Source organism: Thioclava sp. F36-7 (assembly GCF_002020075.1).
Taxonomy (GTDB): domain Bacteria; phylum Pseudomonadota; class Alphaproteobacteria; order Rhodobacterales; family Rhodobacteraceae; genus Thioclava; species Thioclava sediminum.
This window is the reverse complement of sequence record NZ_MPZR01000010.1, coordinates 81257-107740: the sequence shown is the minus strand read 5'-3', so window position 1 is coordinate 107740 and position 26484 is coordinate 81257. Positions and strand designations below refer to the sequence as shown.

Here is a 26484-nt window from a genome sequence, read left to right as displayed (position 1 = left end):
CGGAGTTTCCCGATGACCCATCTTGCCCCTGTTGCGCAGGCGTCCTTGCCTGCGCCCATTGTCTCGTTGGCAGCAAATCCTGCCTCTGCGATCGTTGCTGTTGCCGAAGCGCTGCAGCCCGATCTGGCGCAAGGGCTTCAGATCGACGCGCTGCGCCTGCGCTTCGAGATGGCGCGCGCCTTTGGCGGTTCCGATGCGACCGGTGCCTGGGACTGGAAGCTCGCTTATGAGGCAGGCGAGGTGGCGTTGGTCTTGTTCTTGCGGAAGTTCGGCCGTGCGCTGCTGACCCGGGCCGGCTCGCCTGCGGCGCTGTTGCCGATCCTGACCAAGGTGGCTGACCTCTTGCCCACGCACACCCGGCGGTCGGAAGATATGGAGCGCTTTCAGCAATTCAGCACGCCCATGCCCATGGGGCTCGCCGCACTGGCGGCAGCACAGATCACGCCCTTCGATCTCGTCCTCGAGCCGTCCGCCGGAACCGGGCTTCTGGCGATCCTCGCAGAGATCGCGGGCGGCAGCCTCGCGCTGAACGAGTTGGCGGACACCCGCGCCGACCTTCTTCGCTTGCTGTTCCCGGGCCGACCGGTCACGGGGTTTGATGCCGCGCAGATCGACGATCATCTCGACGCCTCCTCAAGCCCGAGCGTCATCCTGATGAACCCGCCCTTCTCGGCCCAAGCCAATGTCGATGGTCGGTCGACCAAGGCGACGGCCCGGCATCTGCGCTCGGCCCTCGCGCGTCTGGCCCCCGGCGGACGGCTCGTCGCCATCACCGGAGCCGGTTTCGCGCCGGATGCGCCGGCCTGGGCCGAGACCTTCGGCCGTCTGACCGAGACGGCCCATCTCATCTTCACCGGCGCGGTGTCGGGCGCAGCTTTCGCCAAGCACGGCACCAGCTTCGAGACGCGGATTTCTGTCTTCGATAAATGCCGCGGCGGCGAGCCGGGAGGCATCACCGCAGACCTGCGCCAACCCACATCCCCGGACGTGGCACATCTGATGTCCCGGGTCACTGCCGAGGTTCCGCCGCGCCTCGAGATGGAACGGGCCGCAAATGCGGGTCTGGGCCACTCTCCCCTCTTCCCGGGAAATCCTGCCCCCACAACATGCAAGCCCGTCAACCGATCGCGCGCGACCTCTGCGGCTCAACCGGCGAAATCAGACACACCGATCGAGGCCGAGGAACTAAACTACGCACTCCGCGACGCCGCCGAGGACGAAGACGCCGCACGGCTGTCCGACGCGATCTACGAGACCTTCCGTCTGCAGGCTATCGACATCCCAGACGCCGCATCGCACCCGACCAAGCTTGTGCAATCGGCGGCCATGGCCTCTGTCGCACCTCCGAAAACCTCCTATCGCCCCAAGCTTCCGGCGACCATCCTGCGCGACGGCCTGCTGTCCGACGCGCAGCTCGAGACCGTCATCTACGCGGGGGAGGCGCATGGCGCATATCTCGCAGGGTCTTGGATCGTCGATGAGACCGGCGACATGGTCTCGGCCGCGCCCGACGATGCCGCTGACGCCGTCCGCTTCCGCCGGGGTTTCTTCCTCGGTGATGGCACCGGCGCGGGCAAGGGCCGCCAGTCGGCTGGGATCCTGCTCGACAACTGGTGCCAAGGCCGCCGCAAGGCGCTCTGGATATCGAAAAGCGACAAGCTCCTCGAGGACGCGCAGCGCGACTGGTCGGCGCTTGGCCAGGAGCGGCTTCTGGTGACGCCGCTGTCGCGTTTCGCACAAGGGCGCGAAATCCCTCTGACCGAGGGCATCCTCTTCACCACCTATGCGACGCTGCGCTCGGAAGAACGGGGTGCCAAGAAATCCCGCGTCGACCAGATCGTCGACTGGCTCGGGGCGGATTTCGATGGGGTGATCCTCTTTGACGAAAGCCATGCCATGGCGAATGCGGCCGGCGGCAAAGGCGAGCGGGGCGATACCATGGCCTCGCAGCAGGGCAGGGCGGGTCTGCGCCTGCAGCACAAACTTCCGAATGCCCGCGTAGTCTATGTCTCGGCCACGGGCGCGACGACGGTCCACAACCTCGCCTATGCTCAGCGTCTCGGACTTTGGGGCGGGGGCCCCTTCGCTTGCGCTCCGGGCGTTCAGGATTGGCAAAGCTCCACTGGAGCTTCGCCTGCCCCTTTGGGGCACCATCTTTCACTCCCCTTCGCGACCCGGTCGGAATTCGTGGAAGCCATCGAGGCTGGCGGTGTCGCGGCGATGGAGGTGCTGGCCCGCGACCTCCGGGCGCTCGGCCTCTATACGGCGCGGTCGCTGTCCTATGACGGTGTCGAATACGAGATGCTGGAACATGCGCTCACGCCCGAGCAGCGCGGCATCTACGATGCCTACGCCGGGGCCTTCGCCATCATCCACAATAACCTGACCGCAGCGCTGGAAGCAGCGAACATTTCCGGCGCGGCCGACGGGCCGAGCGGGTCGGGCACGCTGAACCGTCAGGCGAAATCCGCCGCGCGGTCGGCTTTCGAGAGCGCCAAGCAGCGTTTCTTCGGCCATTTGCTCACCTCGATGAAGACCCCCACGCTGATTTCCAGCATCGAGGGGGATCTGGCGGCAGGCCATGCCGCCGTCATCCAGATCGTCTCGACGGGCGAGGCGCTCATGGAGCGCCGCCTGTCGGAGATCCCAACCGACGAATGGGACGATATCCGCTGTGACATCACTCCCAGGGAGTATGTCCTAGACTACCTCGCCCATACTTTCCCGGTCCAGCTCTACGAGCCTTTCACTGACAGCGAGGGCAACCTCTCGTCGCGCCCCGTCACGCGCGACGGCCAACCGGTGGAGTGCCGCGAAGCCGTCCGGCGTCGTGACGCGCTGATTGAGAAACTGGCTTCGCTTCCGCCCGTGCCGGGTGCACTCGACCAGATCGTCCAGCGCTTCGGCACCGATCTCGTGGCCGAAGTCACAGGGCGCTCGCGGCGCATCGTGCGGAAGGGCGAAGGGCATTCGGCACGGCTCGTGGTGGAGAACCGGGCCGGAGCCGCGAACCTCACGGAGACCCAAGCCTTCATGGATGACGAAAAGCGTATCCTGATCTTCTCAGATGCCGGCGGCACCGGGCGCAGCTATCACGCCGATCTCGGGGCGAAGAACCAGCGCCTGCGGGTCCACTACCTCTTGGAACCCGGCTGGAAAGCAGACGCGGCGATTCAAGGTTTGGGCCGCACCAACCGGACAAACCAGGCGCAGCCGCCGCTGTTCCGGCCGGTGGCCACCGATGTCAAAGCGGAGAAGCGGTTCCTGTCGACCATTGCGCGACGTCTCGACACGCTTGGCGCTATAACGCGTGGCCAGCGCCAGACCGGCGGGCAAGGGCTGTTCCGGCCCGAAGACAACCTCGAGTCGCCCTACGCCCGCGACGCCCTGCGCCAGCTTTACCGCCGCATCTATCGCGGCGATCTGGCCGGATGTTCGCTCGGGGCTTTCGAGGATGCGACCGGGCTCAGCCTGACCGATGACAACGGGCTGAAGGATGACCTGCCGCCGATCACGACCTTCCTCAATCGCCTGCTGGCGCTGACGATCGACATGCAGGCCGTGCTGTTCGCGGGTTTCGAGGAGCTGCTCGATCAGAGAATTGAGGGCGCCATCGCCGCCGGGGTCTATGATCTCGGGCTCGAGACACTCCGTGCCGAGAGCTTCCGGGTGACCGACGTACAGGTCATCTACACCCATCCGGGCTCCGGCGCGGAAACCCAGCTGCTGACCATCGCGGAAAAGCGCCGCAACACGCCTACCTCGCTGGCCGATGCGCTCGAATGGCTGGATGACCTGCAGGCGCGGCTTCTGGTCAACAGCCGCTCGGGCCGGGCTGCCGTGCAGGTTCCCGCCACCAGTCACATGCTGGAAGATGGGACCATCGAGCCGCGCCTGCGCCTGATCCGCCCGACCGATGCCAGCACAGTCCCGGCAAAGATCATGGAGGACACCCACTGGCTCGAGGCCGACCGCGCGGCCTTCACAGCGGCGTGGACTGCGGAACTGGCCGAGGTGCCGGAGTTTTCGGACTCCACGCTGCACATCGTGGGAGGTCTGCTGCTGCCGATCTGGAAGCAGCTTCCCCAGGATGAAACTCGCGTCTACCGCCTGCAGACCGATGACGGGCAGCGCATCATCGGCCGCCGCGTCTCGCCTGCCTGGGTCGCGACCACGCTGGCCGCCGATGCGCCCAAGCTCTCGGCCGCACAGGTCCATGCCCTCGTTCTGGAGGGCAAGACCGTGGTGCGCCTGTCGGAAGGGATGGAATTGCACCGCTCGCGCGTCATGGGCGCGAACCGGATCGAACTGTCGGGCTTCTCGGAGGCAGCCAAGGATCGGCTCAAGGCCGATGGCTTCTTCTCGGAGATCATCAGTTGGAAGCTTCGGCTGTTCTGCCCGACCGACGCCGATGGTGTCGAGATACTGGATCGTCTGCTTGCACGTTGTCCTGTCGCAAGGCTACATGATCGCGGAGGTTGTTAACCCATGTATTCCGAGACCGAAGACCTCGTGCGCGATCTGGCAGAAAATGCCGAAGGCGTTTGTCGTGCCTACCTTCCCGCCGGACGACGGGAAGGATCCTACTGGATCGTGGGTGACCTGCAAAACAATCCTGGCCGCTCGCTCTTCGTGCGGTTGACCGGGCCCACGTCGGGGCCAGGGGCAGCGGGCAAGTTTACGGATGGGGCCACAGGCGAGCATGGCGATCTCTTGGACATCATCCGCGCCCGGACGGGGATCACGCGCTTCCCCGACCTTCTCGCCGAGGCCCGAGCGCATCTTGGCCGTCCGCAGCCGGTCGTCCCGGATAGGCAAGAGCCGAGGAAGGCCAAGGCGCCCGGTGGCACTCCTGCGGCGGCGGCGCGCTTGTTTGCTGCCTCGAACCCGATCACAGGCACGCTTGCGGAGACCTACCTCCGTTCCCGTGGCATCACCCACTTCGGGGCGAAAGGCGCCTTACGCTTCCACCCGAAGTGCTGGCATCGGGAAGAGGGGCAGACCCGGAGCATCCCCAGACCGGCGATGATCGCGGCGGTTACCGATGGGGCAGGGGCCGTGCAGGGCGTGCATCGCACCTGGTTGGCGCCTGACGGACAGGGGAAGGCGGCAGTGAATCCAGAGCGTCGGGCTATGGGTCACCTCCTCGGCAATGCTGTCAGGCTGACCCCGCAGGATGACATCCTCGTCGTTGGCGAAGGCATCGAGACCATGCTGTCCCTGTCCGAGGCAATCCCAGGTCTGCCCGTCTGGGCGGCGCTCTCTTCGGGTCACCTCGGGGCGGTCCTGCTGCCAGAGGGGCTGAAGCGCCTCTACATCGCGATCGATCGCGATCCGGCCGGGCAGCGCGCGGCAGGGAGGTTGAGCGCCAGAGCCTCCGAGGTCGGGGTGCGCGTGCGGGTGCTGGAACCGCGGCTCGGGGATTTCAACGATGATCTTCGGGCGAACGGCAAGGACGCACTGCGCCAGCATCTGGCAGGTCAGATCGGGCCAGAGGATCGGCATCGCCTGCCCAGCTGAGCTGCATCGCGCAGGGGGGGCTGGGAGCGCGGGGCAGGGGGCAGCATCCCAGTCGTGGCTCTGGATCGTCGTCCTCACCCCATCCCGGGCCTTGCGCATCCACCCGTCAGCCCTGCGCGGCCTTCAAGAGATGGGCAGGCCGTCAAAGCGGTTGCCCCTGCAAGGTCGGCAGGGAACCTATTTCCGCCGGCGGCAAAGCCGCCTTTGCATCGCGAGACAAATAGCTTCCCTGCCGACCTCCTCCACGCTGTTCCGGCCCCGGTGAAGCCGGGGTGAAGGGGCAACCGCCCCGACGGCTCGGGTCTGCCCATGAAGGCCGCGCGGGATGACGCGCGGACGAGACAGGCCCGGAGGCAAGAAACCGATGACGATCCACACCCACAACGACGCGTATGAACCCGCCCATAGCGCATCCCAGACCGCCCATGCGCTCGACGAGCTCCAGCTCTATGGCTATCGCCCCTTTGACGAGCCCGATCCGCGCCCGATGCCCGATGGGCAGCGCCTCGCCGTCGCCGTCGCGGACATCTTCGACGCCCTCGTTGCGACCCTGGAAGACACCCGTATGGAACCCGACCTCGAAGAGGTGCTCTGGGGCCAGGTCAACCTCTTCCACCGCGCCACGGCACGGATCGAGCGGTCACTCGATGACAACGAGCAGGCGCAGCGCCGCCTCCAGCGCGAGCAGGACGGCTCCGAGGTGAAATCCGTCGAACTCGAGCGCCTGACGGCCGAAGGCCTGACCCTCGTCGAACGGCGCAACTGCATGGACATGATGCGCGATCACGCCGCATCCGAGTTCGTTCAGCACACAGGATCCACCTGGCGCCCCCGCACCGGCTCGATGGTGAACCGCCAGCACATGACCGCCGCCCTGATCGACAGCCGCGACTTCCTCGCCGCCAAGCGCCGCGCCGAAACCGAGGTGATGCTTCCCGCCGGCCCCAAGGTCGCCCTCACCGGCGGGACCGATTTCAACGATCACCGCCTGATCTGGGGTAAGCTCGACCAGGTCCGGACCAAATATCCCGACATGGTCCTTCTGCACGGTGGCAGCCCCAAAGGTGCAGAACTCATCGCCGCCAAATGGGCCGAGGCCCGGGGCGTGACGCAGGTCGCCTTCAAGCCTGACTGGACCAAGCACGCCAAGGCCGCGCCCTTCAAACGAAACGATGCGATGCTCGATGTGCTCCCGGTCGGGGTCCTCGTCTTTCCCGGAACCGGTATCCAGGAAAACCTCGCCGACAAGGCGAAGAAGCTCGGCATCCCGGTCATGAAGTTCGAGAAGGGGGCGTGAGCCCCCTTTCCCTGTTCGGGAGAGAACATTGTGGAAACACGGACATACACTTGGTATCGTTGTCGCAGACGAGGTGACCGCAAAATGTTCGATGAAGCGCAGCAAATGGAGGTGTTCCCGACGACAGTCGATCTCAAGCGGATCGACCCGTCTCTCAACATGCGGCGTTTCTATCGAATGAGCGTTCAGCAAGACCTGTTTGGCGGCGTGAGCCTGGTGCGGGAATGGGGTCGGATCGGTTACCGTGGCCAGATGCTGATCGAGCAACACGATGACGAGGGCAGGGCGGTCAACGCCCTGATGAAGCTGTCGGCGACGAAGAAGCGGCGTGGGTACCAGTCGTCATCCAAGATGTGATCCGCGCACCAGAAGACCGCTTTCTGATTGCTCCAGCCCTTGCCGTTCGGTGTGCCTAGCTTCGGTTCTTGGAAAGTCTGATGAGCGCAAAGTCACTTTTTCTTGCCGGACTGACCGCAATCGATTCAAATGACAGATACAAGATATAGGTGGCCTCGCATTCAGCTATCACACATTTGGAGGACAGATGTCAGACGATTTCATTCCATTGTCAGTGCAGGATTTCTCAACGGATGCGCTTGCGACGGACCTTCGGCGGGACGCGGATTCCCTCAACTTCCCTTTGCTTGGCCTCTTTGGAGAGGTCGGGAGCCTTCTCTCTGAAGTGAAGAAGAAGCAGAGAGACCCGATCTCCTATCGCGCCTACGCGGCTGCGGTTACAGAGGAACTCGGCGACGTACTTTGGTACTTCAACCTAGTTGCTGCTAGGGCAGAAATCTCGTTCGCCGATATTGTCACCAACCTTGCCAGCGATAGCGAGAACTGGCTATCCGCAACGGGTGTGCCGCTCACCTTTGAGGCTTTGCAGCCGTCTGTACTGACTGCTGGACAGTCACCGTCACCGGCTTTCGAAGCAACCCTCATCGAGTTGGCGGCTGCAACCGGGCTTCTTATGGCCGATCAATCGAACAACGAGCTCCAAAGGGATCGCCGACGTCTCGGACCCCGACTTGTCGCGATTCTCGAGATACTCATTCGCGCGGCCAATGAAGCGGGCGTCACGCTGGAAGCTGCGGCCATCAAGAATCGAGCAAAGACGACAGACCGATGGCCCATCCAGAAGGCATACCCGCCCTTCTTCGATGCGGACTTGCCCCCGGAAGAACAGCTGCCCAGAAACCTCAAGATCAACATCTTTGAACGGGAGGTTGGTGGCAAACGCTACGTCTTCCAGACCTGCAACGGCCTCAACATCGGGGATCGACTGACGGACAACGCTATGACACCGGATGACTACAGGTTCCATGATGTCTTCCACTATGCCTACGTCGCTATCCTTGGCTGGTCGCCGGTCACTCGTTCCCTTTTTCGGTTGAAACGTAAGAGTCGGCCAAAGATCGACGAGGCCCAAGACGGAGCCCGCGCCGCATTGATCGAGGAGGGGATCGCGACTTGGATTTTCGGACAGGCCATGGAGATGGATTTCTTTCAAGACCTGAAGGCCGGGGAGTTGCCGTTCGACCTATTGAAGCAGGTCAGACAGTTCGTTCGCGGCTACGAAGCCGAGAACTGTCCGACCTGGCTGTGGGAAGAGGCCATCCTGCAAGGATACGCAGCATTTCGCTATCTGCGTGAACATCGCCGTGGAACTGTTATCCTAGATGCCGTAGAGCGGCGGCTAAACATCGAGCCGTTGACATGAACACTCCAGAATCCTTTGTCGAAGAACTTGCCGCTGTCGATTTGGTGAACACCTTTAATCCGTACAGCGACATCTGCCCCATTCACGATACCGTCGATGCTGCGCGCGCTCGACGCGAGAACCTGAAGCGGTGTCTTGAGGCCGCGATGAATGCCCGTGCTGATACTATCTGGATAGCAAGGGACCTCGGGTACCGGGGGGGACGGCGTACCGGAGTACCCTTGACCGACGAAGCACATCTCACGGAAGCTGAACATCTGTTTGGCGGAATAACCCTTGCTCGGGCCACGACAGGACCGGCACTTGCCGAACGTACGGCGACAGTCACTTGGCAGCTTCTTTCGTCAATTGGCAGGCCAGTAATGCTGTGGAATGTGTTTCCGCTTCACCCGCACGCGCCAGATGATCCCATGACCAACCGCTCACATCGCAAAACGGAGCGTTCGGCAACCTGGCCATTTCTGTTGGCACTCCTGGAGATGCTTCAACCTAAACGCTTGGTGGCAATTGGGCGTGATGCGGGAGAAGCTCTAGCAGATTTGGACCTTCCTGTATCTCAGGTCCGCCATCCGAGCTATGGTGGGCAAAGTGAGTTCATTGCGGGCATCGAGGCAATATACAATCTCTCAAGTTCGGCCCGGCGACCGGAAACGGCAACTCTGCCTTTCGCTGAGTTTGCCTAGGTATTGGCTGCAGACAGACCATCAATCTCGTCAAGGAGTGCTCGAAGCTCGCCGCGTGTTGTAGTCCCCCCGCAGGTTGATCGTGGCAGGTCGATTGTCGCATGTGACGACAGCACGGTCAGGGATCCAATATTGAGTCCAGCTTCAGTGGCCACAAACGACATCAACTGGCCGAGACCAACCAAGTTTCCGAGTAGCTTTTCGACATAGTAGTGGTTCCGGTAGATCGCTGTGAGTGTGAGCGTCTCCGGATTCCCTGCCAACAGTTTGAAGCTGAGAAAACTGAGGCACTGTCCGCCGTAAGGGGAACGATCAACGTCGCGAGCAGGATCGAAAAGAGCAAGCTCAAATTTGTTCCTTGCCCTGACCGTCGGGTCCCTCATACGCGTGACGATGTCCCAAAGCGGATTGCCGGCCGGGGCGCCGGGCCAATCGACCATCCGCTCGAAATAATATCCTGACCATCTTTCGTTGCGTCGTACCGTGGGCAGAACTCGGTCGCGAAACCGGTCGAAGAATTCCGGGGCACCATATCTGTGATAGAGCGCCTCCGGAAAGATCGTGTTGGCGATGGTTCGGACGGATTTGTCGTGCCGTAGCAAGAATTCATTGACGGCATTGACGCTCGCGTCGCTCAACTTTGCCCCGGCGGTCGGGTCATCAACAGACATCAGGACGTTGTGCGCCTCATGTCCGGGTTCGCTATCAACGCAACGAACCGCTTCGCGCCAAGTTCTTACACAATCAGGCTGTGGCGGAATGGCCAGATACATCGCATTCGTCCGTCAATATTGCCAAGGCATACATGTGCTTAGCCAGAAAATCCTCAGTTAGCCAAGCATACCCGCTCAAACCCCAGGTTGGTCCCCAGCTATTTCGCACCAGAATGACACGTTTCGTCGCCGCTTCCCCATAGCCGACCGCGATAACGGCATGTCGCGGCGCCGGAAAAACTTCGTCACCGGTGATTTGGTCGATGACTCCATCCGATGGCGGATTAAAGAAACTTCTCGTCAGGACTGAAAGAACAATAGCAGGGACGTTGGAATCCAACGCATCGCAAACTCGATCGACTTCGTGACTGGTCTTCTGACCTTCGCGCCCAAATAAATTTCCGACGGATGATGGGGGGCGATAGTGCCTCAGGTCCGTGGGCAAACGCGGAATGTACGGCCATCCACTTTCCGATGGCTGGCCGGTATCGCGAAGCGTGGCCAACATGTCGTCGAGAAATGCTCCCTTATTTGGAGAGCGCCCGGTACGTTTTTGTGCATGGTAGAAGGCGAACTCACATGACAGAGGATCCCAGCCGCTGCGCAATGCAGCATGGGCGTCGCTGGCGGCAAACGCCAAGCAAGTTGGTCGCGCACCTTGATCCCTGACGGGCCCAAATTTCGCCCGTAAATCTACGTTTATCGTCACTGTCACTCAAGCGGCCTCCAGGAGTCTTCGCCGCTCAGCACGTGAAAGGCCTTCACCTTCGGGGCCTGTCAGGTCGAGGTCCAACTCGAGCCTGGAGAAGCTCTGATTGTGATCCCAGGGTCGTGTTTCATCCAACACAAGGCGACCTCGGTACTCTTCCGGAGGCATTGCCGTGACGCGTCGTATTCCAGGATCACCGACGCTGTCTGTTTCGATCGCTTCGATTTCATTACTGACGATGGCGAATCCGCTCTCCTGCAATTGATGGATGTTCCAGAGGTATCCTCCATTGCTGTGCTCGGTGAGCTTGAGGACGAATAGATCGTTACGACTGCCATCAATCAGCGCTCCAGCGTCGCGTTCGGTAAGTAGCCATACATCGCCCCGGTAGTTTGTCGGTCGATGATCAGCGAGAAGAGCTTCTTTCAACGCCTTTGGCTTTGTCTGCAAAAGCTCGCGGGCCTGCTTCGCAGCAATCATCCTGTACCGAACCAGGGTCCAGCACAACGCCTCGTAGCTCACCCCAAGTCGCAGACTGAACTGGTAAATCACGTTTGCGCGTCGAAAGTCTGGCACAGTCCAATTCTGCCGCCTCATATGTAGGGCGAGCAGCCATTTGGGCATGAGAAACGCGACTGCGAAAGCGTCGGCTTCGACTTCTTGATAGTCGTGGCCCGGATCGAAATTGGCTGGCATTCGACGGAGGATACTTGCTTCATCGTCGAGGCTGGGTTGATGGTTCAGAAGACAATGGCCGAGCTCATGTGCGGCCGTAAATCGCTGGATACTCATGGGGCGCTGAGTGGTGACGAGAATCCCTTGCGATGGGGCATTAAGATATGCTCCGAGCAAGCCGTCGAGCGGCCGTAGAAGCAAAGGCACGTCAAGTTCATTGATGAGAGCAAAAACGTTGACTGAACCGCCTGACGTTTCGAGCCGCTCTCGCACGCCTAGTTGCCGGTGTGCTCGAGCCGCCGCAGCTGCTCCGCCGCGAACTGCCTGCGAATAATTGGAAACCACTGGTTACTCCTGGGTTGCGGCCGAGCGGGCGCGCAAGTACTCGGCAAAACGCCCCAGTTCATCCCGGTCTTGCCGAGACAAGTCTGCGGCTTGTCGTGCAAGGTGCGCTACATCTACCGGCAAACTCCCAGCTGCATCGTCTTCTCCGATGAAATACGCGACCGGTTGTCGATACAGCTTCGCGAGCCGGTTCAACTCCAGAGCCTCGACACGGCGGTTTCCGGCCTCGATCTCAGACAACGCGGTTCTCTGGATCTTGAGGTACTGGGCCACCTCGTCTTGCTTTAGACCCAAATACCGACGTGCTTCCCGCAGCCGCTCCCCCATCTCCTGCCGAGCTTCTTGGTCATCGTCGTTGGTCCGCTTGGCGACGCTCATGCTGACACTCCATTCTTCTTCTTCCACTGCTGTTCCAGCCGCGGGATTAAGTGATCCAATGCGTCTTGCACCGAGTTGTATCCGCCAGTGCGTACCGTCGCATCCGCCGGCGTAAAGCCAAGCACTGGTTCGACCGCGCACAAGAGCTCCACAACTACAAGAGAGTCCATCGGTACAGGTGCGACTGCCGCCACCCCAGATGATGCGGGCAGTACAATTCCGTGCATGCTGGCTTCAGCCTCCGCCGCGAGCATGAGCTCGTCACGAAGCACAAGTTCCAGATCCTGCTTCGGAAACAGTTTCGTCTTGGTGGTCGTTTGCATCGTCCATGTCCGAATAGCTGTCTTGCTCTCAATATAATGTCGGAAAATCCAACACGCAAGACCGTTCACCATTCGCTTTCGGGCAGGCTTGAGTCATCCCGAGCTTTTCCGGGATGCGACCAAAGGGGTATCTGTGCTGCGGAAACAAAGATTTGCCGGACAAGCACCGGTTGTGACGAAGTGTGTCGGGCGCGTTCCCAAGCCCACCAACGTGAGCTCAAGTCTCGGATCATGTTACATAAAACGAATTATCGGATTTTTGATAAATTGTTGTTTTCATGCAATTTTTATTCACTCCAGTCGAGTTTCAACCAGTATCGCGTGTGCCGCCGCTTGCCGGTTCGAGCGAGCACGCCCTTCTCGACCAGATCCTGCAGATCGCGGGTCGCGGTCGCGCGTGAGGTTCCGGTGATCTTGAGGTAGTTGTCGGCGCTGAGGCCGCCTTTGAAACCGCCAGGGCCTTCCCGAAACATTCGAGCGATGGCCTTGGCCTGTCGTTCGTTCAACTGGTCTCTGTGACGATCGTAGAAGTGTGCCTTGCTGATGAAGAAGCCGACGCGGTCGAGTGTTGCCTGTTGCGCCTTCAAGACAACTTCCGCGAACCAGACGAGCCAATCGGTCACGTCGAGCGTTTTTTGATGCTGCTCGAGCTGGTCGTAGTATGCCTTGCGCTCCTTCTCGATGGTGAAGGCGAGCGAGATGAGGGTCGGCTGGCCAATGTTCTGCGCCAGCGACTTTTCAGCGAGGGCGCGACCCAAGCGTCCGTTGCCGTCTTCGAAGGGATGGATGCTCTCGAAATAGAGGTGGCTTAGCCCTGCGCGCGTCAGCGCTGGAAGCGGCTCTGCTCCCCCCGGCCCGGTCTTGTTGTACCAATCCGCGTATCGCTCCATCTCAGGCATGACCCGCTCCGAGGGAGGCGCTTCGAAATGGATCGTGGGCCGGTCAAGGCGGCCGGAAACGATTTGCATCGCCTCGGCGTGTTGTCGGTAGGCCCCGATGGTTTCCAACCGACGGTCATGGGACAGGAGCATCCGATGCCAGCGGTACAGTGTCTCGTGGGTCAGCGGCTCTGCAAAACTGGAATAGACGTCGACCATCATTTCCGCGACGCCCTGTTCGCGCGGTTTGGCAGGGTAGCTGTCCGGATCGAGGCCCAGGTGGCGGCGCAGCGAAGACTGGACACTGAGCCGATCGAGGATTTCACCCTCGATGGCGCTCGTCTGCATCGCTTCCTCGCTGAGCAGTTCGATGCGGAGTTGCTCGCGCTCCGGCTGGCTGACATGATGGACCGCGCCGAGGATTTCTCCGGACGACAGCAGGAACGACTGCTCAAACGGCTCCAGAGCGGAGGCGTCATACCGGAAATCCGGCCAATCAGGCAGCGTCCAGTTCCAAGCCATGAGTTATAGACATCCTTTCTATAACTCACATCTAGATCACTTCTGAGGCATAGAAGTCAACTCTATCGCTCAAAGGACCTGCGGGATGGGGTGGCCCACAAACCGACGCGAGACCTTGAGCTAGGCCTTTTCAAGGTGCGTCAGATCTTGCTGACGCGGTCTGGGGATCTTTGGATCGACAGGGTTCTGTTCCGGCGCTGGAATGAATGGCTCATAGCGAACGTCCGCCATGGCACCGTCGAACCAGGCAGGCTGCACGTCACCATTGTTCCATTGGTAAAGGTAGCCAACCAGATTTTCAGATGTCTTGCAGAGGATGCGCATGATCGGTTCGCCAGTCAGGCGGGGCTTCGTGTTCATAATGCGTTCCTCCAAAATGGACCTCGTAACTCGTCACCACTGAGGTCTGAAATTCCCTATGACGCTCATTAGCGCCACGCTTTCCGCAACTGCAAGGCGAGCTTCGGCCGGTGGGCGAAAATCCACCGGCGAAATGCAAGTTATCTTTTCAGATAGGTCTCTTACGGTGCGTGCGGTTCATGCGGTGATGCAGCGCGAACCGCAATTTCTTCCAAGATTTTGTCGATCTCGCTCCATATGCGTGGTTCCATCTGGCCACGGATCAGGGCCCATTTACTCAAGACGTCGAGGGGGTCGTGGTCCCGGAGGAGGACACCCAGGCTGGCCGCATCTACTGCCAGAGATGTACGGGCCTGCCACTGCGTGTTTCGAGTGCGCCGCTCCTCCGCGATTGGCGCGAAGACCGGCGACAGTTGCCAGCCTTTGACTGCACGGCGCAGGGCGGCGCGCACCACATGTGCTGGCTCGACACCACAAGCCTGCAGCGCTGCTTCCTGTCGTTCGAGTGCGTTGACCCTGATGTCGATCTTCCGGGTGGGGCTCAAAGCGCGCGCCGATACGGGAGCTCTCAGGCTGGTATGCGGGTCTGAGCTTTTCGCGGTGACTTGGTGCGGCGCCACGGCACCTTCCGGCACAAGCTCTGACCCGTGCCGATCCGCGTCAACGTCAGCGGCTGGGGTGCCTGTCTTTGTTGCTGTGACCTGTGCCTCATCTTCCTTCCCGGGAATCTCGCGGTCACCCTGTTGCAGGGTGGCGGCGTAGGCTGGGTCGGGCCTAGTGATGGTCGGGATCTTCTTGCGCAATCGACTGTCCTCACGCAGCAAGAATATTGTTGAGGATGTCCGTCGCCTCCTCGAGCGCCTCGACGACATGACGTACATGTGGGCGCATCAGAGGGTTTGGATCAGATTGCTTTTCCAGCGCCAAGGCGTGGAGAAGCCCCTTCTGATCCATCTCCTTGTAAGTGTTTCGTCGCATCATGACGGTCTCAATCACCGGAAAACGGGTGAGCGCTTCTTCAATCAGGGCGGCGTCAGCACGGGTCGTTTTCGGGTCGACCAGGTTGAGGACGACGTGGTGGCGCGGAAGGCTGGAGGGGTCGTCAACACGGGATTTCAGTTTCTCAAACCAATCAGAAGTCTGCGCTCCGACATCGAAATCAGACGTTGACAGCATGACGGGCGTCACAATGTGGTCCGCAAGCACCGCGATGCCGTCTGACCATTCGGCCCCGACCCCTGCGGTATCGATGAAGATGAAGTCTGCCGTGCCTGCCATGTAGACCTGATCGATCTGATCCTCGACACCCGCCACGCTTTCGACGGTGGCCGAACAGAGAAGCGGCGAACTCAGCCCACCGGCTTCCGCCCGAGCATGCCAGGCCCCGAGTACCCTCGTGCTGTCCGTGTCGATCAACATCACTCTGCGTCCGGCGGCGATCGCGGCGCTGATCAAGGCGCGCGAAAGCGTCGTTTTTCCACTGCCCCCTTTCCGGGCCATCGCTGCGATCACCACAAGATTTTCGTTCGGCATTCTGATCCTCCGCAAAAATAGTGAATCGCAACGATAATGCAAAAATGTCGCTAAAGGCATGAGGCGGAGGGGTCAAGCAGAAGTCGGGATGCGACCCGCGTTTGGCATGCAGCGGGCGGCGTTGTGCGATGACCGTGCGACGTCTGCCGAGGCGCCTTCAGCATTCGTCGCGGGGCACCACACACCCTCCAAATGTCGGGATGCGCTTGGCGATGTGCTGCGGACGGAATGCAGGTGACGGATAGCGCGCTCCAGACGACGGGAGGCAGTCTCGCCTATGTCGTTCTGCGGGTGACGCGAGACGGTTGGCACGCAGCAAAACCCGTCTTGCGGGGTGCAAGAGACGGGGTGCAAAAGACGCGATGCGCGATGCGGGGACCGCATCGCGTGGTGCAATGAGCGCGAAGCGCGATCCATTTGACAAGGGACGGGAAATCGCCCCTGCAGGGCGATTTTCTACATTGAGTACAAGCCCTTATAGCCGACTCCACTTGCGTTGGGAGTCGGCGGGCTTGTACGAAGTTGGCAAGAAATAGGAACGTTAACTTCAAAATGCCCCGCCGCCGCAGACTGTCAGAGATCGAGCGATCGACCATCGCCCAGGAGCGCCGGAACGGCGTCTCCGCGGCGTCATTGGCCGCGCGCTACGATGTCAGCCTGAAGACGATCTACAACGTGGTGAACCACTGGGGTGAGCGTCAGACAGCGAACGGCAGCCGATCGCGGGTTGTGGGGATCCGGGTCTCGGACGACGACCTGCGCCGGTTCGACGCGGCGCTGTCGCGGCTCGGGATTGTGCACCGCTCGGATGCCATGCGCCGCCTGATGCTGGCGGCCGAAGGTGTCTTCCTGCCCGACGACGAGATGTGTGACGAGTTGCGTAACCTCGGCGCCGCGCTCAACCGGGTCGGCAACAACGTGAACCAGATCGCGCGACGTCTGAACGAGGCCAAGGTGCGGGGAGAGAGACTGTCCTACCCGGCATCAAGTCACCGTGACGTCCGCGCCCTTGCGGGTCTGGTCTTCGATATGGCCGACCAGGTCCAGGAGATGTCGCGTGGGCGGCGCAGCGTGCTGGACCTTGAGATCAGCTCTGCCCTGGCGGGCCTCGCCGAGAGGGATGAGAATGGCGCGGAGTGACCGTGTCCGTGGCATCGACCCGGCACTATTTGACCGCGACTGGAGCCGGGTTTCGGGATCCTGGCAGGGGCTTTCCAGGGGCGCGCAGATGGTTCGGGCCGCGCGCGGCTATTCGCCAGCGATCTTCAAGGCTATCTCGAAAGGGGGCTGTCACACCGGGGCGCAGCTACGGGCGCAGCTCACATATCTCACGACAAAGTCGACCCATATCCTCGACAGTCGCGGCACCCATGACGGGAAGAAGCAGCTCTCGGAAGCCGAGATCAACCGAGTGGCGCGGCGGTTCGAGAACCAGTGGAACGAGCGCTACAGCCCCAAGCTTGGCCATACCTCGCATCTGCTGATGGCATTCCCGGTTGGGGCCAGTGGTGAAGAGGTGCGCGATATCACCCAGGCAGTCTGCGAGAAGTTCTTTCAAGGTGAGGGCTCGCAATTCGACTATATTGCTGCAATACACCAAGATCGCGCGCATCCACATGCGCATATCGTTCTGAACCGCCGCAGCAAGGATGGCGAAATGTTCTTTCTCGGGAAGGATCATCACTTCAACTACGACGCCTTTCGCGAGGCGATGGTCGAGGCGGCCCAAGTTCATGGGATCCGCCTTGAGGCGACGCGCCGTCTGGATCGCGGCGTCACGACCTACCGCGCCGAGATCGATGAAATCTACAAGGCCCGCGACGAGGGCCGTCCCCCTGTCGAGCGCCAGAGAACCGGCGCTGACCTGGCGGCCGCTTTGGAAACTGTCCGACAGAATGCCCTGATCTATCGCGGGCTCGCGGCGGAGGCGTCACGCTCGAATTTCGAAGACGTGGCCGAAGCGCTCGAGCGGGCCAGCACCATCCTTGCCAGTGGCGGTCAGATTCAATCTGACGGAGCCATCTACATGTCCCAAGACGAAGCAGCGTTCGACACGCTGATCACCGAGTTTTCTCAGAACATTCGCCAGATCGAGGCGGCGATCGACAGGGCGCCGGCGGCCGAGAGGCCGGTGATCGAGCGCAAGCTGACCGACGTTCTGGCCTCGGTCGCGCATTTGAACCCGCTCGGGGATCGCTCCGCCGCCTTGGTCGATGCCCCATCCCGGGACAGCATCTATGCAAGGCCGAACTTAAGTGAAGAACACCTCGCGCGTCTTGACGATGGAGAGGTGGCACCAAAGCTGGCCGAGGCGTTGCAAGGCACGGGCATCGATGCCGAGGCTGTGGCCGCGCGCCTGCGGGAGGGGGCAGGCAATGCCGCATTGGAGCGCCAGTGGCTGGCCCAGGATCTGCAGGGGATTGCCAAAGCAAGCGACCTCGATCTGGAGAAATCTGCGGACCGGGAAGACGCGCTCGACCGGCTGGAAGCCGTGCATGTTCGGTTGGGCGATGTCCTGACCGACGTACGCGTCCTGCGCGCGCCAACCGAGGTCGACGAGGTGGATGACGCTGAGGCAGCGCTTGGTGAGCGGTTGACGACACCTGGGAGTGATCTCGCGCAAGATGGGTCCGACATCTTTGCCCCATCGGAGCGGCAGGCGTTCAGAGCGCTGGTGGCGCAGTTCCGCCGGACGGATTTCGATCATCCGTTCTCCGACGACCCGTCCGTCCGGCGGGCAGGTGCCGTGGAGGTTGAAGAGGCCCGCGCCGCGTTCGACGCCTACGCGCAGAAATCGCCGCAACATGCCGAACTGGCCTCAATGGCCTGGGAACAGATCACCGACAGTCGAATGCCGCCGCAATATGCGGTATCCGAGCAGGACCGCACGCTTCATGCTGGCGACATGGACCTCGCCTTGCGGGATCCTTCGGATCATCTCGGTCCGATTGCCGAAGAGCTCCGCACCCTCGCCCGCTATCGCACGGAGATGCCGGATGATGAATTCGGGAAGGCCGTCCAGGACGAAATCAATCACCTTCGTTCGCTAGGCGCGTCGCGTGCCTATATCAGCGAGCGCAGTTTCGAGATCGAGGACCAGGCGCGACAAGACTACGCCGAGCGCCGGTATCTGGAAGAGACAGCGCCAACCGTCATGGCCTTTGTGCGAAACGCCGACGTCGAGGGCCCGCTCTCCGAGTCAGAGCAGCAGGACATCGTCCGGCAGATAAACGAGCGACTAAGCCACGACGCAATCGACGCACTGCGGGCCGGTAACGCGGACGTCCTGGACACATTCACCGAGGATCCGCTGCGCCAGCTGGAACTTGCCAAGACCTATCTCCAGAGCAGCGAGGTCACTGCGCACGGCCCGGCGATGGAGCGCGTTCTCGATGCATTGGCGGAAGAACAGATAGAGGCGCAGCGCGCACGCCACGCTGCGGCAGATGGCGAGAAGGGGATCACCCATGGATAAAGGCAAGATTGCCCTAGGAGTGTTGAGCCTCGTGCTGGTCGGTCTCGCCATGGGCTATGTCGTGGCGACCGGCTTTGTCATGTTCCGCTATGGGCTTTCTCCCACCCGTTTCGACGTCACCCTGCTTGCCCGCGAATATCGGGGTCTGTCTCAGTCTGCACCGAAAGACTTCCTCTGGGTGAACCTCATCCTTGGCGGCTTCGGCCTGGCATCGCTGATGCTGAGCGTCACGCTTCTGGGGGATGCATTGACCCGCTTCGGGACGACACATTGGCAGACCCGCGGTGAGATGAAGAGGAACGGTTTCTTTGCCAAGCCCGGTGGCGGCTTCCTTCTGGGCAAGCTTGGCTCCCCGAAATCCAGGCGCCCGTTCCTAGTCTCAAAAACCTTCCCCCACGCGCTGATCGTGGCGCCTACAGGCCGGGGCAAGGGCGTGGGGTTCGTAATCCCGAACCTGCTGACCTACAAGGGCTCCGCCGTGGTGCTCGACGTGAAAGGCGAGAACTTCCGCGAGACCTCGCGCTTCCGCGCCAGCATGGGGGACAAGGTTTTCCGCTTCGCGCCGACCGACTGGGACCGACCAACACATCGCTATAATCCGCTGGCGCGCATTGCTGCCATGACCAACCCCGACCGGCAGCAGATGGAGCTTAAACTCACCGCGAAGCTCTTCCTGCAGACCGACAACGAAAAGCTGAGCGGCCTTCTCGCAGGCGGTATCGACTTGTTCGTGGCGGCCGGTCTTCTGGCCTTCGAGCGCGGCGTGCCGACCATCGGCGAGATCTACCGCATCACCGCCTCGGGGGGCGACAAGCAGAAGGAATATCTGAAGCGTTCGCAGGAGGTGAAGAACACCTCGGCCAAACTGATCTTCGAGCGTATGGCCTCGACCAACAACGACACCCTCACCTCCTACCTCTCGCTTCTCATGACATCGGGTCTCGACACCTGGGACAACCGCGCGATCGACGCGGCCACCGCGACCTCTGACTTTTCCTTCCGGGATATCCGCCGTCGCCCACATGCGATCTATCTTGCGGTCGAATCCGAGATGATCCGCCCGCTTGCCCCGCTGATCCGCCTCTTCTTCTCGGACCTGATCGCCTCGCTGCAAGCACAGGAACCCGGCGATGACGAGCCCTGGCCGGTGATGATCATGCTCGACGAGTTTGACCGGCTCGGGAAGATGCCAATCGTCGCCGAGAGCATCAAGACGCTGCGCTCCTTCGGCGGCAACCTCGCCATCGTGACCCAGACGATCCCGGCGCTGGACGAGATCTATGGTGAAAACACCCGCAGGTCGCTGCAGGGCGGCGCCGGGGTAAAGCTCTACCTCACCCCGTCCGAGCAGAAGACCATCGAGGAATTGAGCCAGGCTGTCGGCAAGACCACCAAGCGTGTGGTGACCCGCTCCCGTGCTGTTGGACGCAATCCATTCGAAGGGCGCAGCGTCTCGGAGAGGACAGAAGATACCCCGCTCCTGACCGAGGATGAGGCCCGACGCATGGACCTCGACGAGGTCATCCTCGTGATCGACGCGCAGATGCCGATCCGGGCAAGAAGGGTGAAGTATTTCGAGGACCCGGCGTTGAAGGTTCTGCACGCCTGTCAATCGGGAAGCTTCCCATATCCGGACGAGGACGGCCTGCGGCGGGATCGGCAGATGTCTGAGACCCGGGAAACGGTGGAGAGGTTGAAGCAAGAACTGCAGGAAGTGCGGGCGGCTGCGGGACCGCGGGAAGTCGGCCACAATGTGCCTAACGCATCGAAAACTGACCCTGTCAGCGCAGCGAAGGCCCGCGGCCGCGCGGCTCGTGCTGCTGCAAGCGGAGGTGGCCAAGGTCAACTGTCGCTTGATGTTGAGGGCCTAGGTATCACGAACACAGACCGGACAACGCTTGCTTCGGCAGTTCAGACAACGAGAGCTATCATCGCGGAGCACGGATGAGTTTCGCAGGAGTTGACGTTCATTCTCCTCGCGGCGAATGTAACTGAAGAGCCCAAAGTTCCGGACTCGCTGCGCAGTGGCGAATGTCGGTTTCCGGTTCGCACGTCAGCTTTTCCGCCAGATCACTCGGTTTCTGACAGATCACTCCGCGCATCCCGGATGATCATCCATGACGAATGCAGGAACAGCCCTGCGATGGCGAAAGCAACGATGAGGTCAGGCCAGGCACTGCCGAGCCAGGCGACCAGTCCGGCAGCGATCACCACGGCGAGGTTGCCGATGGCGTCGTTCCGGGAGAACAGCCATACGGCCCGCATGTTGGCGTCGCCCTTGCGGTGTTTTAGCAGCGGCAGCACCGCAAGAATGTTTACGATCAGCGCGCCCACGGCGAAGGCTCCCATTAACCCGGCCTCTGGTGTCGTCTGATTCAGGACACGCCAGATTGTGCTGCCGACAACGCCAAGCCCCAGAAATCCCAAGAACACGCCCTGGATCATCGCCGACCGCGCCCGCCATGTCAGACTCCAACCGATAGCGAGCAGGCCCAGAAAGGTGATTGCGCCGTCGCCCAAAAAATCCAGGGCATCTGCTTTCAAAGCTTGCGATCCGGACAGGAACCCGCCGAACATCTCGATCACCCCGTAGCCGAGATTGAGCAGGACCACGATCCAGAGCGCGCGGCGATAGCTCGGGTCTTTGTAAGCCGGATCGGACGATGTATCCCCGCTCTTGATCAGCTCAAAGCCATAGCCGGTTGCGTCCAGTGCTGGACGCACTTTCGGCAAGTCGTCTTCGGCGATCCGCAATGTCATGACATGGGTTGCGGCAGACACCTTCACATCGCCTTCAGCCACGCCCGCAGACCGAGCGGCCCGTTCGATCTCGGCGGCATCCTTGGCGCAGTCCATGCCATGCACCCGCATCCGGATCGGCAAAGACGTTGTAGGCAATGTGGTGTTATCTGCTCGGCTCATATGCGATCCTCTTGAAGGTAGCGTGCGAAAGAAGTCGCCGCTAACGTATCAGTGGATAATGATATGACATTGCAAAACATTCAAGACGATCTTTCGGCAGCTGACCCCCTTGAGCCGCGGGCAAAGCTCTTCCGGGGTCTCGGCGACCCCAGCCGTCTTGCGATCCTCGATGCGCTACTGTCGGACGAACGCAGCGTGCAGGAAATCGTTACCCAAACAGGGCTTGGTCAGCCCAATGTCTCGAACCATCTGCGCTGCCTTTTGGATTGCGGTCTGGTCAGTCGCAGGAACGAAGGTCGGTTCGTCCGGTATCGCCTTGCGGACAGGCGGATCGCTGATCTCATCCGCGACGCAGATCAACTACTTGCCTCGACAGCCGTAGGGGTCGATGCCTGCCGAAGCTATACGGATTAACCGACGTGTCCTGCTGCAATGTTCTATTGGTGCGCCAGGCCTAACAGGCTGCTGAAAAAGGCCGGTCTCGACGCGGTTTTGAGAACATGATTCACTTCCGGCACGGCAGCGGTGGTGAGGGTGACGATGCGTGGGACGGACGAAGCGAGCGTGTCGCTGTTCAGCTATGTTGACCTTGAGGAGCGGATCCCTGCGGGTCATCCGCTTCACAAGATCCGGCAGATCGTGAACGATGCACTGACGAGCCTCGATGCCGAGTTTGACGCGCTCTATACCGACTTTGGCCGCCCCTCCATTGCGCCGGAGCGCCTGATCCGGGCGAGCCTTCTCCAGATCCTGTTCTCGATCCGCTCGGAACGGCAGTTGATGGAGCAGATGGACTATAACCTGCTGTTCCGATGGTTCGTCGGGCTGGGAATCGACGACCCGGTCTGGGTTCCCACGGTGTTCAGCAAGAACCGCGACCGGCTGCTGACAACCGACATGTCGCGCAAGGTAATGGCCGCGATCCTCGCGCACCCTCAGGTCAAGCCGCTGCTGTCGGACGAGCACTTCTCGGTCGACGGCACCTTGGTCAAGGCGTGGGCGTCCATGAAGAGTTTCCAGCCGAAGGAAGGTACAGCGCCGCCGCAGAATGATGATCCCAGTGGGCCGCCATCACCACCAGCCGACGAGACCTCCCCGGACACCGACCAGGCCCAGCAAACCGAGACCCAGCCGATGACCGACACGCCCCGCCAGACCCGCAACCCCGAGGTGAACTTCCGGGGCCAGAAGCGCTCGAACGCAACCCATGCGTCCGTAACGGACCCCGATGCGCGTCTTTACAAGAAGGCGCCGGGCGCGGCGGCGATGCTGTGCTTCATGGGGCATACGCTGATGGAAAACCGGAACGGCCTCGTGGTGCAGGCAGAGCTGACCCACGCTGATGGGCATGGCGAGCGGAAGGCGGCACTTGAGATGATCAACCGGCACTCACCGGGCTCGACCCGACGCCTGACGCTCGGGGCGGACAAGGGATACGACAGCGCCGACTTCGTCGCCGACCTCAGGCGCATGGTCGTGACACCGCACGTCGCGCAGAAAGCCCGGCATTCCGCCATCGACGGACGGACAACCCGGCACCTCGGCTACGCCCTGTCCCAGCGGCGCCGCAAGAAGATAGAGGAACCGTTCGGCTGGGCCAAGACCGTCGGCGGCATGTCCCAGACCGTTCACCGCGGGCTCGATAGGGTCTGCGCCCAGTTCACGATGACGATGGCGGCCTGCAACCTCGCGAGGCTACCGAAACTCCTGACGGCCTGACGGAGAAGGCAACTCTGACCCGCGACCACCGCCGATGCCGATGCCGATGCCGAAGAAAACCGACTTCAAATCGTGGCGGCAGGAATAACGTCCTTCAAGGCCGACTTCTTCAGCAGCCTGCTAAAGCAGCCATTTGCGCAGCCGCAGCAAAATGGCGCTTTGTCCCGCATTGTGTGAGTTCATGCACAGTGCGGCGAAAGGCTGCTTTCTCCTTTCTACTCTCGCAAACGTTTTGCTCGTTCCGCCATTCTGACCACCTGCGCGCTTGTCGTTGCCGCGGCGCTCCGCACAGCGGCAGGCGTCTGCACCGCGCCTCGTCCGATTACTTCGCTTGTCGTGAGCGCACCGATCCGCGCCCGGCCCTTCACGCCGTCGGTATTGAAGATCCCCCGCATGATCCCGGTCGATCCAGCGACCACAGCGGGCGCTGCGGCTACCATCAGGTTCCCAGAGATCCCCCGCACAATCAGGGGCGTTGCAGCGACGAAGCCCTTGGCTAGGAACACCATGACGAAGAACGGCACGAGCGATCCGATGTTGGTTGCCGAGTTTGGATCACCGAGCTGCGCGAGAAGCGAATTCGCCATGCCGACGACGGTCGAAAACATTGCTGCGATGACGATGGGGTAGAAGGCATAGCTGACCGTCGTCGAGACCCATCTGTGGAAGAAATCCTTGGTCGCGTCGAAGAGCGACAGAGCGATCATGATCGGAGCAAGGCCGAGCATGAGGGTCAGCATCATCTTGGCGAATATGAGGACGATGCCGGTCATGAAGCCAAGGAGGCTCAAAAGAATAAGCCCGATGCCGCCTAGGATCGCGCCCGTCATCCAGTTCAAATTGCTGCCGATGGCATTCAGGTACTGGCTGAATTTTTCGATCAGGATGTCGAATTCGCCGGCAAAGTGTGTGGCTCCGGCTCCTCCGCCGCCAACCGAAGACACCAGCGCGCCAGCGACGTAGTCCAAGCCTCCAATGACGGCGTTCGCTACTGCATTGAAGTTTGCCCAGTTGAAGGCGAAGAGCCCTATCAGCATCAGCTTGATCAGGTACCAGAAGAAGCTGGCCCCATCCATGCTGCGGAACTGGAATGCCATGTTGATGCAGACGCCGATTAGCGAAAGCGTGACCATCAGCAGGACGATCGTGCCGGTATTGCTTGCCACGGCCCCGAACTGGGACTCAGCCGCATCGACAAGGAACGCGTCTGCCGTTCCGACCATCCAGCTGACGACGCCCATTACCAGTTGCCTTGAGCTTCGCAGATTGTACGCACGCTCGGCTCGAGTTGCTTCCTTACTTCAATCCAGTCGCGGCGAAACGCTGAATGCTCGGCTTGGCTAAGGCCTGCATACCTTTCATGATACTCGCCATCGGAGCTACCCCAAGCGGGAAAGCGGGTTTCACAGCCGCAGTCGCCAGATTCAGCGATCTCCTCCCAGGCCCGAATTTCGTACAATTCCATCAAAGCTGCTGCCTTGTAGGCTTCCCGCGGATTGATTTCGTCCATCCAGGTCGGGCGCGCCGGACGATCGTTGCAAATCCGGTACTTTTGAGGCGACATATCGACCGTGAGATCGTTTGAGATCGGAGGCGAAGTCTGCGCCACAAGGGGGCCCGCCAAGGCGGCAAGCATGAGTGCGAGAATTGGTTTTCGCATCTGGGGGGTTCCTTTTTTACTCAGCGGCAACGGAGGGGCTCTTGTTGCCTCTGCCGTCGACCGTGTCGAGGTTCAAATCTGTGGTTTGACCCGGGAGGAAGAACTCGGTGATGCCGCGGGCGCCGTCATGGCGGCCAGCCTGGATGATCACGTCGATGGAGCCCTCAATGTAGTCGACCATGTCGGCATAGGTCATCGGCACATCGGTCTTGAGCGCGGCGATGGCGAGCCGGCGCACGGCCAGTTGCGGGGTCTCAGCATGGAGCGTAGTGAGCGAGCCGCCATGGCCGGTGTTGATCGCCTCGAGAAACGTCATCGCCTCGCGGCCGCGAACTTCGCCCAGCACGATCCGATCAGGCCGCATCCGCAGGGTCGAGGCCAGAAGCACATCGGCGCTGCGGGCCTCGGTGTCGCGGTCGGCGATCAGCGTCACGGCATTGGGCTGTTCAGGGCGCAGCTCGGCCGCCTCCTCGATGGTGATGATCCGCTCTTCAGGCGGGATCAGCGAAAGGATCTTGCGCGCCGCGACCGTCTTGCCGGTTGATGTGCCGCCCGAGACGATCATGTTGAGCTTGTTCTCGACGCAGAAGCGCAGCGCGGCGTCGATGTCGCCGGAGGCAACCACATCGCGCAGCGCGGCGTTTCGTTCGCGCCGCAGACCTTCGAGGCTGCGCTCCTTTCCATAGAGGAAGCCGAGCCGGATTGCCTCCAGCGGCAGGGAGGAGAAGAAGCGCAACGATATTGAAAACCCGCCCTCGACTGCCGGTGGCTGGATGACCTGCGCCCGGATCGGACGATCCCGGTAGAGGATCGAGACCGAGACGATGGGCTTCTTGGTGCTGAGCGTGGTCGAGGCGGCCGAGGCGATCTGGTTACCGAGGTCCTTGATCTCGGTTTGGGTCAGCGGCGTGCCGAGGCCCCGCATGAAATGATCGCCCTGGAACTCGCCCCAGACCTGCCCATCGGGGTTGATGCAGACCTCGATCGTGTCGTCGCGCTGCACGGTTGCACCAAGCCGGTCGAGCGAGGCTTCGAGATAGCTCGCTGCCATG

At 61.3% G+C, this 26484-nt stretch carries 24 protein-coding genes; 11 read left to right on the top strand and 13 right to left on the bottom strand.

Annotated features, from left to right (window positions below):
• Positions 1–12: 12 nt before the first annotated feature.
• The 6 genes from BMI89_RS17370 to BMI89_RS17345 all read left to right on the top strand — a co-directional run bounded on the left by BMI89_RS17370 (position 13) and on the right by BMI89_RS17345 (position 9220).
• Positions 13–4485, top strand: coding sequence for a strawberry notch family protein (locus tag BMI89_RS17370; protein WP_078572085.1), 4473 nt, complete (start codon positions 13–15; stop codon positions 4483–4485).
• 3 nt (positions 4486–4488) lie between these two features.
• Entirely contained in the window at positions 4489–5520 is a 1032-nt protein-coding gene (locus BMI89_RS17365; RefSeq protein WP_078572084.1) for a toprim domain-containing protein, read from the top strand.
• Positions 5521–5884: 364 nt separating this feature from the next.
• Positions 5885–6817 (top strand): DUF2493 domain-containing protein, encoded by a 933-nt coding sequence (locus BMI89_RS17360; protein ID WP_078572082.1) that lies wholly within the window; start codon positions 5885–5887, stop codon positions 6815–6817.
• A gap of 84 nt (positions 6818–6901) precedes the next feature.
• Complete coding sequence (locus tag BMI89_RS17355) at positions 6902–7174, top strand: WGR domain-containing protein (protein ID WP_007803304.1); 273 nt, start codon at positions 6902–6904, stop codon at positions 7172–7174.
• 187 nt (positions 7175–7361) lie between these two features.
• Positions 7362–8537, top strand: coding sequence for a nucleoside triphosphate pyrophosphohydrolase family protein (locus tag BMI89_RS17350; RefSeq protein WP_007803306.1), 1176 nt, complete (start codon positions 7362–7364; stop codon positions 8535–8537).
• Entirely contained in the window at positions 8534–9220 is a 687-nt protein-coding gene (locus tag BMI89_RS17345; protein ID WP_072704026.1) for a uracil-DNA glycosylase, read from the top strand. Before BMI89_RS17350 ends, BMI89_RS17345 begins: the two co-directional genes overlap by 4 nt.
• Here BMI89_RS17345 and BMI89_RS17340 read toward each other — a convergent pair.
• From BMI89_RS17340 to BMI89_RS17300, 9 genes are all read right to left on the bottom strand, one after another.
• Entirely contained in the window at positions 9217–9993 is a 777-nt protein-coding gene (locus BMI89_RS17340) for a hypothetical protein (protein ID WP_234168053.1), read from the bottom strand. The genes BMI89_RS17345 and BMI89_RS17340 overlap by 4 nt on opposite strands.
• On the bottom strand, positions 9965–10648 hold the full coding sequence (locus BMI89_RS17335; protein WP_217626410.1) for a C1 family peptidase: 684 nt from the start codon (positions 10646–10648) through the stop codon (positions 9965–9967). The genes BMI89_RS17340 and BMI89_RS17335 overlap by 29 nt, the downstream gene beginning before the upstream one ends.
• Positions 10649–11662: an ImmA/IrrE family metallo-endopeptidase gene (locus BMI89_RS17330; protein ID WP_195903889.1), complete on the bottom strand. Its 1014-nt coding sequence runs from the start codon at positions 11660–11662 to the stop codon at positions 10649–10651.
• A gap of 3 nt (positions 11663–11665) precedes the next feature.
• Entirely contained in the window at positions 11666–12040 is a 375-nt protein-coding gene (locus tag BMI89_RS17325; protein ID WP_007803310.1) for a helix-turn-helix transcriptional regulator, read from the bottom strand.
• Positions 12037–12363, bottom strand: a complete 327-nt coding sequence (locus tag BMI89_RS17320; RefSeq protein WP_007803312.1) for a hypothetical protein — start codon at positions 12361–12363, stop codon at positions 12037–12039. The genes BMI89_RS17325 and BMI89_RS17320 overlap by 4 nt, the downstream gene beginning before the upstream one ends.
• Positions 12364–12650: 287 nt before the next feature.
• Positions 12651–13763: a Fic family protein gene (locus BMI89_RS17315; protein WP_078572079.1), complete on the bottom strand. Its 1113-nt coding sequence runs from the start codon at positions 13761–13763 to the stop codon at positions 12651–12653.
• A 120-nt stretch (positions 13764–13883) separates the two neighbouring features.
• Entirely contained in the window at positions 13884–14123 is a 240-nt protein-coding gene (locus BMI89_RS17310; RefSeq protein ID WP_038147482.1) for a hypothetical protein, read from the bottom strand.
• Positions 14124–14284: 161 nt separating this feature from the next.
• Positions 14285–14926: a hypothetical protein gene (locus BMI89_RS17305; RefSeq protein ID WP_057796707.1), complete on the bottom strand. Its 642-nt coding sequence runs from the start codon at positions 14924–14926 to the stop codon at positions 14285–14287.
• Positions 14927–14936: 10 nt separating this feature from the next.
• Entirely contained in the window at positions 14937–15656 is a 720-nt protein-coding gene (locus BMI89_RS17300) for a division plane positioning ATPase MipZ (protein ID WP_078572077.1), read from the bottom strand.
• A 552-nt stretch (positions 15657–16208) separates the two neighbouring features.
• Here BMI89_RS17300 and mobC point away from each other — a divergent pair.
• Genes mobC through BMI89_RS17285 form a run of 3 tightly spaced genes read left to right on the top strand, consistent with a single transcriptional unit; the run spans position 16209 to position 21079 of the window.
• Positions 16209–16796 carry a plasmid mobilization relaxosome protein MobC gene (gene mobC, locus BMI89_RS17295; RefSeq protein ID WP_078572075.1) on the top strand — a complete coding sequence of 196 codons (588 nt, stop codon included), beginning with the start codon at positions 16209–16211 and terminating at the stop codon, positions 16794–16796.
• Positions 16783–19131 (top strand): relaxase/mobilization nuclease domain-containing protein, encoded by a 2349-nt coding sequence (locus BMI89_RS17290; protein WP_078572073.1) that lies wholly within the window; start codon positions 16783–16785, stop codon positions 19129–19131. Before mobC ends, BMI89_RS17290 begins: the two co-directional genes overlap by 14 nt.
• Positions 19124–21079, top strand: coding sequence for a type IV secretory system conjugative DNA transfer family protein (locus BMI89_RS17285; protein ID WP_078572071.1), 1956 nt, complete (start codon positions 19124–19126; stop codon positions 21077–21079). Before BMI89_RS17290 ends, BMI89_RS17285 begins: the two co-directional genes overlap by 8 nt.
• Before the next feature lie 122 nt (positions 21080–21201).
• Here the strand turns inward: BMI89_RS17285 and BMI89_RS17280 are convergent, their stop codons facing one another.
• Positions 21202–22053 carry a cation diffusion facilitator family transporter gene (locus tag BMI89_RS17280; protein ID WP_038068544.1) on the bottom strand — a complete coding sequence of 284 codons (852 nt, stop codon included), beginning with the start codon at positions 22051–22053 and terminating at the stop codon, positions 21202–21204.
• 63 nt (positions 22054–22116) lie between these two features.
• On the opposite strand from BMI89_RS17280, the gene BMI89_RS17275 reads away from it, so the two are divergent.
• Complete coding sequence (locus BMI89_RS17275) at positions 22117–22467, top strand: metalloregulator ArsR/SmtB family transcription factor (protein ID WP_078572068.1); 351 nt, start codon at positions 22117–22119, stop codon at positions 22465–22467.
• A 126-nt stretch (positions 22468–22593) separates the two neighbouring features.
• The gene (locus BMI89_RS17270) at positions 22594–23772 is read left to right on the top strand and encodes an IS5-like element ISPha2 family transposase (RefSeq protein WP_078572066.1); all 1179 of its coding nucleotides are present in this window, start codon (positions 22594–22596) and stop codon (positions 23770–23772) included.
• Positions 23773–23987: 215 nt separating this feature from the next.
• On the opposite strand, the gene BMI89_RS17265 is transcribed toward BMI89_RS17270, so the two are convergent.
• The 3 genes from BMI89_RS17265 to BMI89_RS17255 are packed head-to-tail and all read right to left on the bottom strand — an operon-like array spanning position 23988 to position 26483.
• Entirely contained in the window at positions 23988–25013 is a 1026-nt protein-coding gene (locus BMI89_RS17265; RefSeq protein ID WP_009574169.1) for a type IV secretion system protein, read from the bottom strand.
• Entirely contained in the window at positions 25013–25432 is a 420-nt protein-coding gene (locus BMI89_RS17260) for a hypothetical protein (protein WP_078572064.1), read from the bottom strand. The genes BMI89_RS17265 and BMI89_RS17260 overlap by 1 nt, the downstream gene beginning before the upstream one ends.
• Positions 25433–25448: 16 nt before the next feature.
• Positions 25449–26483: an ATPase, T2SS/T4P/T4SS family gene (locus tag BMI89_RS17255; protein ID WP_078572062.1), complete on the bottom strand. Its 1035-nt coding sequence runs from the start codon at positions 26481–26483 to the stop codon at positions 25449–25451.
• Position 26484 lies beyond the last annotated feature (1 nt).

Bases quoted from the DNA above. Each gene is read 5' to 3' on its own strand.
- BMI89_RS17370 (WP_078572085.1), top strand. From the start codon at position 13: ATGACCCATCTTGCCCCTGTTGCGCAGGCGTCCTTGCCTGCGCCCATT.
- BMI89_RS17365 (WP_078572084.1), top strand. From the start codon at position 4,489: ATGTATTCCGAGACCGAAGACCTCGTGCGCGATCTGGCAGAAAATGCC.
- BMI89_RS17360 (WP_078572082.1), top strand. From the start codon at position 5,885: ATGACGATCCACACCCACAACGACGCGTATGAACCCGCCCATAGCGCA.
- BMI89_RS17355 (WP_007803304.1), top strand. From the start codon at position 6,902: ATGTTCGATGAAGCGCAGCAAATGGAGGTGTTCCCGACGACAGTCGAT.
- BMI89_RS17350 (WP_007803306.1), top strand. From the start codon at position 7,362: ATGTCAGACGATTTCATTCCATTGTCAGTGCAGGATTTCTCAACGGAT.
- BMI89_RS17345 (WP_072704026.1), top strand. From the start codon at position 8,534: ATGAACACTCCAGAATCCTTTGTCGAAGAACTTGCCGCTGTCGATTTG.
- BMI89_RS17340 (WP_234168053.1), bottom strand. From the start codon at position 9,993: ATGTATCTGGCCATTCCGCCACAGCCTGATTGTGTAAGAACTTGGCGC.
- BMI89_RS17325 (WP_007803310.1), bottom strand. From the start codon at position 12,040: ATGAGCGTCGCCAAGCGGACCAACGACGATGACCAAGAAGCTCGGCAG.
- BMI89_RS17320 (WP_007803312.1), bottom strand. From the start codon at position 12,363: ATGCAAACGACCACCAAGACGAAACTGTTTCCGAAGCAGGATCTGGAA.
- BMI89_RS17315 (WP_078572079.1), bottom strand. From the start codon at position 13,763: ATGGCTTGGAACTGGACGCTGCCTGATTGGCCGGATTTCCGGTATGAC.
- BMI89_RS17310 (WP_038147482.1), bottom strand. From the start codon at position 14,123: ATGAACACGAAGCCCCGCCTGACTGGCGAACCGATCATGCGCATCCTC.
- BMI89_RS17300 (WP_078572077.1), bottom strand. From the start codon at position 15,656: ATGCCGAACGAAAATCTTGTGGTGATCGCAGCGATGGCCCGGAAAGGG.
- mobC (WP_078572075.1), top strand. From the start codon at position 16,209: ATGCCCCGCCGCCGCAGACTGTCAGAGATCGAGCGATCGACCATCGCC.
- BMI89_RS17290 (WP_078572073.1), top strand. From the start codon at position 16,783: ATGGCGCGGAGTGACCGTGTCCGTGGCATCGACCCGGCACTATTTGAC.
- BMI89_RS17285 (WP_078572071.1), top strand. From the start codon at position 19,124: ATGGATAAAGGCAAGATTGCCCTAGGAGTGTTGAGCCTCGTGCTGGTC.
- BMI89_RS17280 (WP_038068544.1), bottom strand. From the start codon at position 22,053: ATGAGCCGAGCAGATAACACCACATTGCCTACAACGTCTTTGCCGATC.
- BMI89_RS17275 (WP_078572068.1), top strand. From the start codon at position 22,117: ATGACATTGCAAAACATTCAAGACGATCTTTCGGCAGCTGACCCCCTT.
- BMI89_RS17270 (WP_078572066.1), top strand. From the start codon at position 22,594: ATGCGTGGGACGGACGAAGCGAGCGTGTCGCTGTTCAGCTATGTTGAC.
- BMI89_RS17265 (WP_009574169.1), bottom strand. From the start codon at position 25,013: ATGGGCGTCGTCAGCTGGATGGTCGGAACGGCAGACGCGTTCCTTGTC.
- BMI89_RS17260 (WP_078572064.1), bottom strand. From the start codon at position 25,432: ATGCGAAAACCAATTCTCGCACTCATGCTTGCCGCCTTGGCGGGCCCC.
- BMI89_RS17255 (WP_078572062.1), bottom strand. From the start codon at position 26,483: ATGGCAGCGAGCTATCTCGAAGCCTCGCTCGACCGGCTTGGTGCAACC.